Raw genomic sequence first — 12,133 nt, forward strand, 5'->3', positions numbered from 1 at the left:
AAAGGCCCTGCTATCAAGCTTGCGCAACAGGCGCTTCCGCCAAAAGCCCCATGCCACGCGCCTTGAAACAATGGGTAATTTACACCACCGTTCGGCAGGATATCGGCCCGGAGGCCGGAATTTCCACGCCGCCATGGCATCTACGTTCAATTTGAGGCATAGGGTGCGGATTGCCTCAAGCAAAACGCGTTTACGCAGAAGCGCTATTTTGCTCTCGCTCCTTGGTTCCAAGCGCTTTGCAACTTGCCGAGTTCGGCATATTGCAAAACACACTCCAGAGACTTCCATGCCCACCCGCCTCCTCGCCACGTCGATCGGCCTGATCGCCATCCTGCTCTGGGCGGTCCTCGCTCTCACCACGGCCCTGGCGAGCCGCATCCCCTCCTTCGAGCTGCTTGGCCTCACCTTTGCGGTGGCGACCGCAATGGGTGCAATCTCCTGGTTGTTTCGGCCCGGCGCTGCCAGCGCGCTCCGGCAGCCGCTTCCGGTCTGGGCACTCGGCGTCGGCGGCCTGTTCGGCTATCACGCCGTCTATTTTGCTGCGCTCAAACGGGCGCCGGCCGCCGAAGCCAGCCTGATCGCGTATCTCTGGCCACTCCTGATCGTGCTGTTCTCGGCGATGCTGCCCGGCGAAAGGCTACGCTGGTATCACGTTGCCGGCGCTCTCCTGGGCTTTGCCGGTGTGCTGGTGCTCGGCCTGTCCAAGGGGCTCAGCGGCTTCGATACCGCCGCCATGCCGGGCTACCTGTTGGCGCTGGCTTGCGCTTTCATCTGGTCGGGCTATTCGGTGCTCTCGCGCCGCTTCAAGGCGGTGCCGACGGATGCGGTGGTGGGCTTCTGCGGCATGACCTGCCTCCTGGCCCTCCTCTTCCACGGCCTATTCGAGGAGACGATCTGGCCGGAGCCGAAGGAGTGGCTCGCCATCATCGGGCTCGGCCTCGGTCCGGTGGGCCTGGCCTTCTATGCCTGGGACCGTGGCGTCAAGCATGGCGACATCCGCCTGCTGGGCGTGGCCTCCTATGCCACGCCGGTGCTCTCGACGCTGATCCTGGTGCTGGTGGGCTTTGCGCCCCTGAGCCTGGGGCTGGGGCTGGCGGTGCTGCTGATCGTCGGAGGCGCCTTGCTAGCCTCGCGCGACCAGCTCTTTCCCCCCAGGAAGGAAGATATTGAAGCCGCGTTCGATTGAGGAAGACCTCAGCCCCCCGCCTTCCGGACGAAATGATCGATGATCGACTTCGAGACGCGCGCCGGACGATGGGTCTCCGCGTCGAGGCAGCACCAGCTCGACTTCACCTCGGCAAGCACTTCCTCGCCACGCTTGATGATAATTTCGTAGAACGCCCGCGCGCCGTGGACTTTCTCCAATATGACCGTTGCGATCACATGATCATCCAGAAAAGCCGGCTTGCGATAGGTGATTTCATGTTTGAGGGCGACCCAGGACAGACTCGCGATCGCATCGGCCGGAGCCAGGCGCTCCCAATGGCTGATGATCGCCGCCTGCACCCATTTGAGATAGCTGGCATTGTTGACGTGGCCCATGAAGTCAATATCCGAGCGGTCGATGCCGACGGTATAGTCATAGGGGACAACACTTCGAAACATGAACAGGGCGCCTCCGCGCAAAACTCACATATGGGAACTGCGGAGCCCGATTACAGGCCACCCGCCTTTGCGAGACGCATTTGCGGCGAGAGGAGGAGGATCACGCAGCACAGTGGCCTCAGCAAGGCGAGCTGCGGGATTCTTGCAATTTTATGAGGCTGGATAACTATACCAGCGCAGCGAAGGCCATGGCCATCCGTTCATAAGATGGGCGCTTGTGCGGCGTCACCAGGTCGGGCAGGCGTGCCAGCCTTTCCCAGCGCCAGCCGAAGAATTCCTGCGGCTCGCCGGTGGGAAGGTTGACGACATCGATCTCGCTCTCCTGCCCCTCGAAGCGGAACGCTGCCCAGCGCTGCTTCTGGCCGCGGAAGGGGGAAAGCTTGTGCGGCGGGCCGTCATATGGCGGGAAATCATAGGGCCACCATTCGTCCGTGACCGCAAGCAGCGAGGCGGAACGGACATTGGTCTCCTCCCACAGCTCGCGTCGGGCCGCCGCGACGATGTCCTCACCCTCGTCGATGCCGCCCTGCGGGCACTGCCATTCGTGACCGGGCACGATGAGTTCGGGCCCCGAAGTCTCCGCGCGGCCGACCAGTACCAGGCCCTGCCTATTGAACAGGGCAATGCCGACATTCGGGCGATAGGGTTTTTCGCTCATGCAACAAGCTGGCGGAACGCGGCCACGACCTGGCGGTAGACATCGCGCTTGAAAGGCACGATCAGACCCGGCAGAGCGTCGAGATCCTCCCAGCGCCAGGCGTCGAACTCGGCCTTCACCCCGCCGCCGGGATGCTCGACATCGATCTCGCCATCGGTGCCCGTAAAGCGGAAGGCATACCATTTCTGGGTCTGACCGCGATATCTCGCGGTCCAGCCGCCGCCTACGGCTTCCGGCGGCAGGTCGTAGGAATACCACTCCGGCGCCTCGGCCAGCAGCGCGATGGAGCGCACGTTGGTTTCCTCATAGAGTTCGCGAACTGCCGCTTCATAGGGATCCTCGCCCGCGTCGATGCCTCCTTGGGGCATCTGCCATTCGAGGGTCGGCTTGTTCGGCTGGCCCTCCTTGCTGCGGCGTCGGCCGATGAAAACCTTGCCGGCCGCGTTGAACAGGGCAGCGCCCGCGCAGGGCCGGTAGGGAAGCTTCGAACGGTCGGTCATATCGGGCCTTTATCTGGACGCGGCTTCGACGGCGGGGAGGAGCTTGTTCGCCAGCTTGTCATCGTCGAGCGGGCCGACGATCTTGTCGACGATCTCGCCCTTGCCGTTGACGATGAAGGTCTCGGGCACGCCATAGACACCCCAGTCGATGGCTGACCGGCCATTGGCATCGACGCCCACGGCATCATAGGGGCTGCCGAAGGTACCGAGGAAGCGACGGGCATTGTCGGGATCGTCCTTGTAGTTGATCCCGACCAGCCGCGCCTTCTTCATGGCGGCGAATTTCATCAGCTCCGGATGCTCTTCCTGGCAAGGGCCGCACCAGGAGGCGAAGACATTCACCACGGTGACCCCGCCGGCCTTGAAGTCAGCAGTGGCAAGCCCCGGCACCGGCTTGCCGTCGCGCGTGAGTTCGACGAGCGGCGCCAGCTTCATTTCGGGCACCGGCTTGCCGATCAGGGCTGAGGGTAGAGTTGAAGGATCGCCACCGCCCTGTAGCTGGTACAGGAAGAGGCCCGCCAGCGCCGCGAAGACGATCAAGGGAATCAAGACGAGTGCCCGGCGGCGCGGCGCCGGCGGCAGGGTCTGGCTGTTGCTCACTCCGCCTCCTTGCCCGAAGCTGAAGCCTGGCGCGAACGCCGGCGCAGGCCGCGCGCTTCAAGATCGGCAAGAATCTTGCGCTGCTGGCGGTAGTCGGCCAGCACCCAGACGATAAGGGAGACGATCACGAGGAGAGCCGCCGCATACGCCCATACGATGAAGGCCCAATGGGTGCCGAGGTCCATGCCGAGGATCGCCATCTCAGGCCTCCGCCGGCACGGTGGGCGACACGGCGCCGGCCGGGCTTGCAGCCGCCATCAGGCGCATGGTTCGGATGCGCCGACGCAGGATTTCGTTGCGAACGGCCATCACATGGAGTGTGGCGAACAGGAAGGTGAAGGCCAGCGCCATGTCGAGCAGCGGCCACAGCATCATCCAGGAATAGATGGTCGAGCCACCGATGCGAAACACCGACGCGCCCTGGTGCAACGTGTTCCACCAATCCACCGAGAATTTGATGATGGGTATGTTGACCGCCCCCACCAGCACCAGCACGGCACAGATGCGGGCCGCCTTGCCGGGATCTTCGATCGAATGCCAGAGCGCCAGCAGCGCCAGATACATCAGGAAAAGCACCAGCACCGAGGTGAGCCTGGCATCCCACACCCACCAGGTGCCCCACATCGGCTGGCCCCAGAGCGAGCCGGTGACGAGGCAGAGCAAAGTGAAGGCAGCGCCGATCGGCATTGCCGCCTTCATCGCCACCTCGGCCAGGGGATGGCGCCAGACCAGCACGCCGAGCGCGGACAGCGACATCACGCCCCAGCCCGCCATGGCGAGCCAGGCGCTGGGCACGTGGATATACATGATCTTCACCGTGGCGCCCTGCTGGTAGTCGTCCGGCGCCACGGCGACGCCATAGAGCCCGGCCACGAAGAGCAGCACGGTGACGGCCGTCAGCCACGGCAGCAGGCGCGCGGCGAGGCCCAGGAACACGGTCGGGTTGGCGAATTTCCACATGGGGGCTGTTTTACCCGCGCAGAGGCGGCGAAACAATGACGGAGGGAACAGAATCTGGGAGCGCGGACGTCTCGTCGGGTCTCCCAGGTCATTCCAGCCCGAACCGCAGCGCCCAGGCGGCCGCAACCGTTCCCAGCACCATGGAAAACAGCGTCATGGCGCAAAGCAGGAGAAAGGGCGGCAGGAAAGGCATGGGACCGGTGATCGCCGCCGTCGCCGCCGCCACGCCGAAGATCAGCACGGGAATGGTCAGCGGCAGGATCAGGATCGAGATCAGCATGCCGCCGCGCCGGAGCGCCACGGTGAGCGCCGCGCCGATGGCGCCGAGAAAGGTCAGCGCGGGCGTGCCGACCAGAAGCGTCAGCGTGAACGGAGCGATACCATGGCCGGGCATGTTGACGAAGAGCGCCAGCAGGGGCGCCGCAATCACCAGAGGCAGGCTGGTGGTGACCCAATGGGCCAGCGCCTTCACCGCCACGGCCAGCTCCAGTGGCGTGCCGCCGAGATGGATGAGGTCGAGCGACCCGTCTTCGAGATCGGCCTGGAACAGACGGTCGAGCCCGAGCAAGGTAGCGAGCAGCGCGCCGAGCCAGAGCACAGCGGGGCCGATGCGGGCGAGCAGATTGAGATCGGGACCGACGCCGAAGGGGATCACCGTGACCACGGCGAGGAAAAAGATCACGCCAACGGGCGCGCCGCCGCCCGAACGTACGGCCAGCCTGAGGTCCCGCACGAAAAGGGCGCCGAGGGCGCTCATGCGCCACCGATGGTGAGGGTCTGGCTCGGCATGAGGCCGAGATCGCCATGGGTGGCGGCGAGGATGATCCCGCCTTCGTCGAGATGTGCCCGCATCAGCTCGGCGAGGCGCGCCTGCGTCGCCGTGTCGAGGGCCGAGGTCGGCTCGTCCAGCAGCCAGACCGGGCGCCAGGAGACGAAGAGGCGGCAGAGCGAGAGCCGGCGCTTCTGCCCGGCCGAGAGATAGGCGGCCGGAAGATCGGCGAGATGTTCGATGGCGAAGAGGTCGAGCGCATCCTCGATGCCGAGCCTGATGTCGCCATAATAAGAGCGCCAGAAGCTCAGATTCTCGCGCACGCTCAGCGAGGGCTTGAGGGCGTCGCTATGGCCACAATAATGCATGTGCTCAGGGGCGCTCTTTTCGGCCTCGCCGCCTTCGATGCGCAGCATGCCCGACGTCTTCGGCACCAGGCCCGCCACCACGCGCAGCAGGCTCGACTTGCCGGCGCCGTTCCGCCCGACCACGGCCACGAGTTCGCCCGCTCCGGCGCTGAAGCCGATATCCTCGAATACGAGCCGCCCACCCCGCTCGCAGGCAAGGCTTTCGGCGATCAGGCGGAGGGCATGGGCTGTGTTCAAACGAGGCCGGTGTTGATCAGGTCGAGCATATGGACGACGCCGACCGGACGGTCATTCTCCATGGCGAACAGCACGGTGATGCGCCTGGAATCCAGGACCTCCATCGCCTCGCTCACCAAAGCATCGGTGCGGATCACCCTCGGCGAACGGGACATGACGTCGTCGACGCGCTTGGCCATGAGATCGTCGGCGATATGGCGGCGCAGGTCGCCGTCGGTGACGATCCCGACCAGGGCGCCGGCCGCATCGATCACGCCGACACTGCCAATGCCTTTGCTCGACATTTCGCGGATGACATCCGGCATGGGCGAGCCCGCCAGCACGACCGGCATGGCATCGCCCGTGCGCATGACGTCGCGCACGAATTTCAGCGCCGCGCCGAGCTTGCCGCCCGGATGGAAGACGCGGAAATCCTCGGCCGTGAAGCCACGCCATTCCAGCATGGCCATGGCGAGCGCATCGCCCAGCGCCAGGATCATCACCGAGGAGGTGGTCGGCGCCTGGCCGTTCGGGCAGGCCTCCTCGACCTTGGGCAGGATGAGGCAGTGATCGGCGGCCTTGGCCAAAGTGGAAGAAGGTGCCGACGTCACGGCGATCAGCGGCACGTTGAAGCGGGTGGCATAATCGATGATGTCGCCGAATTCGCGCGTCTCGCCCGACCAGGAGAGGGCGATGACGGCGTCATCGGTGGTGATCATGCCGAGATCGCCATGGCTTGCCTCGCTCGGATGCACGAAGAAGGCCGGCGTACCGGTGGAGGCGAAGGTGGCGGCGATCTTCTTGCCGATATGGCCCGACTTGCCCATCCCGGAGACGATCACCCGGCCCTTCAGGCGGCCGATGCGATCCACGACGGCGGCAAAGGCCATGCCGAGATCGCCGGCCAGCGCCTCGCTTAGTGCTGCCAGCCCAGCCCTCTCGGTTTCGATCGTGCGCAGGGCGGAAGATCGCGCCGAATTGACTGGGACCGCCGCCCTCACCGCGCCATGAGCCTTGTTCAAACCTTGCCTCTTTGCAATTTGCATCTCATGGCGGTGTTTATCACAAAAATGATGAACACCATGGTATCAGGATTCGAGGAGGCGCCAATGCCACGTGTGAACCGACCAGCCGCCGCCCCCGGTCCCCTGGATTGCTTCGCTGCGCCCGCAATTAAGGCAAGACCGCCGCACATGCTCATCATGGCGATCTGCTTGTGCCTCACGGCCGTTCCTGGCCTCGTTCTGTCTGCCACGTCGGCCCGCGCCGACAACTACCTCAACTTTGTCACGCGCCTCTGGCCGCTCGCCAAGGAAGCGGGCGTTTCGCGCGAGACCTTCGATGCCGCCTTTGCGGGGCTGGAGGTCGATCCCAAGGTGATCTCGCTCGCCGGCACGCAGCCCGAGTTCAACCAGACCATCCACGCCTATGTCGATGGCCGCCTGACCGCCAACCGCATCGCCCAGGGCAAGGCGATGGCGCAGCGCTGGAAATCCTGGCTCGACAAGGCGGAAGCCCAATATGGCGTGGATCGCTATGTCATCCTGGCGATCTGGTCGCTGGAGAGCAATTACGGTGCCTCGCCGGGCGATTCCGACATCATCCGCTCGCTCGCTACCCTCGCCTGCTGCACCACCAAGCGCCCGGAACTCTTCCGCGACGAACTGATCGCCGCCCTCAAGATCCTGCAGGAGCACGACATCACGCCCCGAGCGATGACGGGCTCCTGGGCCGGCGCGCTCGGCCAGGTGCAGTTCATGCCGTCCAGCTTCCTGAAATATGCCGTGGACATGGACGCGGACGGCAAGCGCGACGTCTGGGAGGACGAGCCGGATGTCATCGGCTCCATCGCCAACTACCTCAAGCAGCATGGCTGGGATGCCGGCAAGCGATGGGGCTATGAGGTCAAGCTGCCGGCGAAGTTCGATTTCACCGCCATCAATGCCCATGACGGCGGCCCGGCCTCGGCCTGGGCCAAGCTCGGCGTCGCGCGCGTGGACGGCCAGAAGCTGCCGGGCGAGGACAAGGCTTGGTTGTTCCTGCCGGCCGGCGCCAAGGGTCCGGCCTTCCTGATTTTCCAGAACTACTGGGCGATCAAGACCTATAACATCTCCGATTCCTACACGCTGTCGGTGGGCCTGCTCGCCGACCGCATTCGAGGCATCGACGCCCTCAAGGGCAACTGGCCGGCGCAGGAGACGACGCTCAACCGCAGCCAGATCACGGCGATGCAGACGAAGTTGAAGGCGCTCGGCTATCCCCTCGACACCATCGACGGCAAGATCGGCCCTGCAGCGCGCACGGCCCTGCGCAGCTGGCAGGCCAAGGCCGGTCTGATAGCCGACGGCTATCCCACGCCCGCCGTACTGCAGAAGCTGAGCGAAGCGAAATAGGCTATGATACGGTCTGGCAAAACGGCCTGATCCGGCAAGACCTTGACGCAGCGCTTTCTCCTCCTCGCTCTTCTCGCTGTAGCCGTCCTCGGCCTGGCGCAGCTTGCCGTGCATGCACGCAGCGGCGGCGACACGCCGGGCGAGGCGCTACGGCAATATAACGAGATGCAGGACAGGGTCCGTGCCAACAATGCCCGCCCGGCGCCGGTGCGACGAACCAAGGTGCGCGCCTCGCCCTTCTCGATGCCGAAGCCCGTCGCCCCCGCGCCGGCACCCACCGTCCCGCCTTCGCTCTTCGTGCATGTCATCGGCGATTCGCTGGCCGACCAACTCGCCAAGGGCTTGACCGACGTGCTCGACGACCGGCCCGACATCGCAATCATCGATGACGCGAAGGCCGATACCGGTCTGGTCCGCACGGATTTCTACGACTGGAACAAGGCAGTGGCCGATCTTCTCGCCGCCAACGCACAGATCGATGCGGTGGTGGTGCTGGTCGGCTCCAACGACCGCCAGACCATCCGTGACGGCGACACAAGGCTCGATCCCCAATCGGAGGAGTGGGAGGCTGCCTATGCCAAGCGTATCGACGCGCTGCTGGCGCCGCTGAAGGCGAGAGGCATCAAGATCTTCTGGGTCGGCCTGCCGCCGATGCGCAGCGACGATCTCAGCGCCGGCATGGTCCGCCTCAACAGCCTCTATCGCAAGCAGGTGGCGGAAGCCGGCGGCATCTATGTCGACATCTGGGACGGCTTCGTGAACGGCGACGGCAGCTACGCAGCCAGCGGGACCGGCCTCGATGGTCAGCCTGCCCGCCTGCGCAAGCCAGACGGGGTGCATTTTTCCGACGAGGGCGCCCGCATCGCCGCGCACTTCCTCGAGGGCGACCTGAGGCGCGTGCTGGGCGACGCTCCACCCGCTCCGGTGATCGCCACGGCTCCCGTAGCGGAACCGACGACGGATTCGCCTGGCGAGCCGCTGGTACCTGAGAAGCCGGAATATGGCCCGGTGATGCCACTCGACGCCTACGAGACCACGCCGGGCGGCGCGTTGCTGGGCGGCGCGGCTGCAAAACCGGCGGGCAGCGCCGATCCAAGCGTAGCCAAGGTGCTGCAACAGGGTAAGAGCCCGCCGCCACGCGAGGGGCGGGCGGATGATTTCCGCTGGCCGGATTGACTGGGAGCGCATCGCCGCGCCGTATCCAGCGCCATGCGCGCCGCCAGCCCCATCAGCACAATCCCCGTCAGCCGGTGCTGCACCACGGTCCAGAGCGGGTGGCCGGCGAGGAAGGCAGGGATCGTACCCGCCATGACCACGACGCAGGCGTTGAGGAAGGCGCTGGTGGCGATCTGGATCAGCCCGAGCTGCAGGTTCTGGGCGACGCGGTCTTCCCTGTCGATTGCCTGCTTGAGTTAGCGCACATGGGCAAGGATGCCTGCCCTTCTCTGGCAAGCACATCGTTTCCAGGAGCGGGCATCCCGGGAATCTCACTGCATGGCTTGCGCTCCGGACGTGCCGGCTGGAAAGCCGGCGCTCCCGGCACAGCCGCCATGGCGACTCCCTCACCGGGCCGCGAAACTTACCGACCCAGCATGGGTCTTGCACATGACGGGAGCTGGTGGCAGGTGAGGATGAGGCCAAGATCTGTTGATCGTGGAAGCGATTTTAAGATGAATCCTGCTGAAGTCTTCCATGTCCTCTACCTCATCGCGATCGTTGCGGAAGCCATGACCGCAGCTCTCTCCGCAGGCCGTCGACAGATGGACTGGCTGGGCGTTGCCCTTCTTGGCAGCATTACTGCTCTCGGCGGCGGCTCCGTGCGGGATATCCTGCTGGGACGGCATCCGCTAAGCTGGGTCGAGCATCCTTCCTACCTGCTGATCACCGGCGGGGCGGCGCTGGCGACGATCATGGTCGCACACTACATGCGCCATCTGCGCCGCCTCTTTCTGTTCCTGGACGCCGTCGGTCTGGTAGTGTTCACGATCATCGGTTGCGACATCGCCATCGGGCTCGGCTTGCCGATCATCGTCGTCATTGCCTCCGGCATGATCACCGGCTGCGTCGGTGGCGTGCTGCGCGATGTGCTCTGCGCCGACATCCCCCTGCTCTTCAGGGCGGAACTCTATGCGACCGTCTCGATCGTCACCGGCTGCCTCTATGCAGGCGGCCAGTGGCTCGAGCTGCCTCATTATCTCGTCATGTTGGGGGCAATGCTCATCGGCCTGGCGCTGAGGCTGCTTGCTCTGCGCTTCGGCTGGAGCATGCCCAAATTCGTCTACACTGAATCGCTGCACTGAGCGGCGAGGGCTGACCGGCGCTGGAGACGCTCAAGCATTATTCTCGCGAGCCGCCTAAGATCTCTTAATGAGTTCTTGGAAATGCCGATCGGCTTCCGCCTCGCTCAGCAAAGGCCTTGGGTCGTTGTCCGCCTCATCAATTTTCGCTCGAAGGGCGTCCAGCCTTTCATCTCGGACCGGTTCCTCGCGCATCACGAGAGCACACTCCCCGGTTGACATGAAGAGAAAGAGCCGGCGGAAAGCCGGCGCCTCCGTTAGCGCGGCAGGGTCGTCGCGCCCATCAGGGCTTCGTCGATCGCCCGTGCCGCCTGGCGGCCTTCGCGGATGGCCCACACGACGAGGGACTGGCCGCGGCGCATGTCGCCGGCCGCGTAGACCTTTTCCATCGACGTGCGATAGTCCTTGTCGGTGGCCGAGACATTGCCCCGCTTGTCGAGATCGACGCCCGACTGGTCGATCATGCCTTGCTTGACCGGGCCCGAGAAGCCAAGCGCAATGAACACGGCATCGGCGCGGATCACGGTCTCCGTGCCCTCGATCGGCCGGCGCTTCTCATCGGCCTTGGCGATCTTCACACCGGTGACGCGGCCATTCTTGCCGACGAGGCCGAGCGTCACAGCCTGGAACTCACGCTCGGCGCCTTCGGCCTGCGAGGAGGAGGTGCGCATCTTGGTCGGCCAGTAGGGCCAGATGGCGAGCTTGTCTTCCTTCTCGGGCGGGCGCGGGCGGATGTCGAGCTGCGTCACCGAGATGGCGCCCTGGCGGAAGGAAGTGCCGACGCAGTCGGAGGCGGTGTCGCCTCCGCCGATGACGACTACGTGCTTGCCGGTGGTGAGCAGCGGCTCTTCCTTGCTGATATCCTCGCCACCGACGCGGCGGTTGCTCTGCACGAGATAGGGCATGGCGAATTGCACGCCTTCGAGTTCGGCCCCCGGCAAGGCTGGATCGCGGGGCTGCTCGGCACCGCCAGCCAGCAGCACGGCGTCGTGCTGGCCCTTGAGGTCGGCGAAGCTCACGGTGACGCCGATATTGACGCCGTAGTGGAAGGTAACGCCCTCGGCCTCCATCTGACGCACCCGGCGCTCGATATGGTGCTTTTCCATCTTGAAGTCGGGAATGCCGTAGCGCAGCAGGCCACCAGCGCGGGGCTCGCGCTCATAGACATGCACGTCGTGGCCGGCGCGGGCAAGCTGCTGGGCGGCGGCAAGGCCCGCAGGACCGGAGCCGACCACCGCAACCTTCTTGCCGGTCTTCGTCTTGGCGATTTCCGGCTTGATCCAGCCCATGGACCAGGCCTTGTCGGCGATAGACTGCTCGATGGTCTTGATGGTCACCGGCACGTCCTCGAGGTTGAGCGTGCAGGCTTCCTCGCAGGGCGCCGGGCAGATGCGGCCGGTGAATTCCGGGAAATTGTTGGTGGAATGCAGATTGCGCGCCGCCTCCTCCCAGTCGTCCTGGAAAACGAGATCGTTCCAGTCCGGGATCTGGTTGTTCACCGGGCAGCCGGTGGGACCATGGCAGTAGGGAACGCCGCAATCCATGCAGCGCGCCGCCTGCTTGGCCACGTCCTTGTCGTCGAGCGGAAGGGTAAACTCGCGATAATGGCGGATACGATCCGCCGCCGGCATGTACTTCTGGTCCTGCCGGTCGATTTCAAGAAAACCTGTTGCCTTGCCCATGGGGATGGTCCTGAAAGCTTATGTCGGCCAGATAAATCGGCCTGGTTGATTCAATCGGCTCGGCGCCGGCCACTCCCTTCCCCCT

At 64.9% G+C, this 12,133-nt stretch carries 14 protein-coding genes; 4 read left to right on the forward strand and 10 right to left on the reverse strand.

What is annotated here, in order from left to right; all coding sequences use genetic code 11:
* The first annotated feature begins 286 nt into the window (after positions 1–286).
* A complete protein-coding gene (locus ACMDCR_RS31145; protein WP_413990327.1) occupies positions 287–1,186 on the forward strand; it encodes a DMT family transporter in 900 nt (299 codons plus the stop codon).
* Positions 1,187–1,194: 8 nt separating this feature from the next.
* Here ACMDCR_RS31145 and ACMDCR_RS31150 read toward each other — a convergent pair whose 3' ends face one another.
* From ACMDCR_RS31150 to ACMDCR_RS31190, 9 genes are all read right to left on the reverse strand, one after another.
* Complete coding sequence (locus ACMDCR_RS31150) at positions 1,195–1,605, reverse strand: acyl-CoA thioesterase (RefSeq protein WP_413990328.1); 411 nt, start codon at positions 1,603–1,605, stop codon at positions 1,195–1,197.
* Between the two features lie 166 nt (positions 1,606–1,771).
* Positions 1,772–2,263, reverse strand: coding sequence for an RNA pyrophosphohydrolase (locus tag ACMDCR_RS31155; protein ID WP_413990329.1), 492 nt, complete (start codon positions 2,261–2,263; stop codon positions 1,772–1,774).
* Entirely contained in the window at positions 2,260–2,763 is a 504-nt protein-coding gene (locus ACMDCR_RS31160; protein WP_413990330.1) for an RNA pyrophosphohydrolase, read from the reverse strand. Before ACMDCR_RS31160 ends, ACMDCR_RS31155 begins: the two co-directional genes overlap by 4 nt.
* Positions 2,764–2,772: 9 nt before the next feature.
* Complete coding sequence (locus ACMDCR_RS31165) at positions 2,773–3,363, reverse strand: DsbE family thiol:disulfide interchange protein (RefSeq protein WP_413990331.1); 591 nt, start codon at positions 3,361–3,363, stop codon at positions 2,773–2,775.
* On the reverse strand, positions 3,360–3,563 hold the full coding sequence (gene ccmD, locus ACMDCR_RS31170; RefSeq protein WP_413990332.1) for a heme exporter protein CcmD: 204 nt from the start codon (positions 3,561–3,563) through the stop codon (positions 3,360–3,362). The genes ACMDCR_RS31165 and ccmD overlap by 4 nt, the downstream gene beginning before the upstream one ends.
* Before the next feature lies 1 nt (position 3,564).
* Complete coding sequence (locus ACMDCR_RS31175) at positions 3,565–4,323, reverse strand: heme ABC transporter permease (protein WP_413990333.1); 759 nt, start codon at positions 4,321–4,323, stop codon at positions 3,565–3,567.
* A gap of 88 nt (positions 4,324–4,411) precedes the next feature.
* A complete protein-coding gene (gene ccmB / locus ACMDCR_RS31180; RefSeq protein ID WP_413990334.1) occupies positions 4,412–5,080 on the reverse strand; it encodes a heme exporter protein CcmB in 669 nt (222 codons plus the stop codon).
* Positions 5,077–5,697: a heme ABC exporter ATP-binding protein CcmA gene (gene ccmA / locus ACMDCR_RS31185; RefSeq protein ID WP_413990335.1), complete on the reverse strand. Its 621-nt coding sequence runs from the start codon at positions 5,695–5,697 to the stop codon at positions 5,077–5,079. Before ccmA ends, ccmB begins: the two co-directional genes overlap by 4 nt.
* Positions 5,694–6,722 carry a KpsF/GutQ family sugar-phosphate isomerase gene (locus ACMDCR_RS31190; RefSeq protein WP_413990336.1) on the reverse strand — a complete coding sequence of 343 codons (1,029 nt, stop codon included), beginning with the start codon at positions 6,720–6,722 and terminating at the stop codon, positions 5,694–5,696. Before ACMDCR_RS31190 ends, ccmA begins: the two co-directional genes overlap by 4 nt.
* Positions 6,723–6,785: 63 nt before the next feature.
* Between ACMDCR_RS31190 and ACMDCR_RS31195 the strand changes: the two genes are divergently transcribed.
* The 3 genes from ACMDCR_RS31195 (at position 6,786) to ACMDCR_RS31205 (ending at position 10,369) form a co-directional block, all read left to right on the forward strand.
* Positions 6,786–8,069 carry a lytic murein transglycosylase gene (locus tag ACMDCR_RS31195; protein WP_413990337.1) on the forward strand — a complete coding sequence of 428 codons (1,284 nt, stop codon included), beginning with the start codon at positions 6,786–6,788 and terminating at the stop codon, positions 8,067–8,069.
* Between the two features lie 42 nt (positions 8,070–8,111).
* Positions 8,112–9,245 carry a DUF459 domain-containing protein gene (locus ACMDCR_RS31200; RefSeq protein WP_413990338.1) on the forward strand — a complete coding sequence of 378 codons (1,134 nt, stop codon included), beginning with the start codon at positions 8,112–8,114 and terminating at the stop codon, positions 9,243–9,245.
* A gap of 494 nt (positions 9,246–9,739) precedes the next feature.
* On the forward strand, positions 9,740–10,369 hold the full coding sequence (locus ACMDCR_RS31205; protein ID WP_413990339.1) for a trimeric intracellular cation channel family protein: 630 nt from the start codon (positions 9,740–9,742) through the stop codon (positions 10,367–10,369).
* A gap of 254 nt (positions 10,370–10,623) precedes the next feature.
* Here the strand turns inward: ACMDCR_RS31205 and ACMDCR_RS31210 are convergent, their stop codons facing one another.
* A complete protein-coding gene (locus ACMDCR_RS31210) occupies positions 10,624–12,048 on the reverse strand; it encodes a glutamate synthase subunit beta (protein ID WP_413990340.1) in 1,425 nt (474 codons plus the stop codon).
* Positions 12,049–12,133 lie beyond the last annotated feature (85 nt).

The sequence above is a fragment of the Labrys okinawensis genome (genome assembly GCF_047345005.1).
In the GTDB taxonomy this organism is placed as follows: domain Bacteria; phylum Pseudomonadota; class Alphaproteobacteria; order Rhizobiales; family Labraceae; genus Labrys; species Labrys okinawensis.

Excerpts from the sequence above, each read along its gene's own strand:
- ACMDCR_RS31160 (WP_413990330.1), bottom strand. The coding sequence starts at position 2,763 with ATGACCGACCGTTCGAAGCTTCCCTACCGGCCCTGCGCGGGCGCTGCC.
- ACMDCR_RS31190 (WP_413990336.1), bottom strand. The coding sequence starts at position 6,722 with ATGCAAATTGCAAAGAGGCAAGGTTTGAACAAGGCTCATGGCGCGGTG.
- ccmB (WP_413990334.1), bottom strand. The coding sequence starts at position 5,080 with ATGAGCGCCCTCGGCGCCCTTTTCGTGCGGGACCTCAGGCTGGCCGTA.
- ACMDCR_RS31175 (WP_413990333.1), bottom strand. The coding sequence starts at position 4,323 with ATGTGGAAATTCGCCAACCCGACCGTGTTCCTGGGCCTCGCCGCGCGC.
- ACMDCR_RS31205 (WP_413990339.1), top strand. The coding sequence starts at position 9,740 with ATGAATCCTGCTGAAGTCTTCCATGTCCTCTACCTCATCGCGATCGTT.
- ACMDCR_RS31155 (WP_413990329.1), bottom strand. The coding sequence starts at position 2,263 with ATGAGCGAAAAACCCTATCGCCCGAATGTCGGCATTGCCCTGTTCAAT.
- ACMDCR_RS31150 (WP_413990328.1), bottom strand. The coding sequence starts at position 1,605 with ATGTTTCGAAGTGTTGTCCCCTATGACTATACCGTCGGCATCGACCGC.
- ccmD (WP_413990332.1), bottom strand. The coding sequence starts at position 3,563 with ATGGCGATCCTCGGCATGGACCTCGGCACCCATTGGGCCTTCATCGTA.
- ACMDCR_RS31210 (WP_413990340.1), bottom strand. The coding sequence starts at position 12,048 with ATGGGCAAGGCAACAGGTTTTCTTGAAATCGACCGGCAGGACCAGAAG.
- ACMDCR_RS31145 (WP_413990327.1), top strand. The coding sequence starts at position 287 with ATGCCCACCCGCCTCCTCGCCACGTCGATCGGCCTGATCGCCATCCTG.
- ACMDCR_RS31195 (WP_413990337.1), top strand. The coding sequence starts at position 6,786 with ATGCCACGTGTGAACCGACCAGCCGCCGCCCCCGGTCCCCTGGATTGC.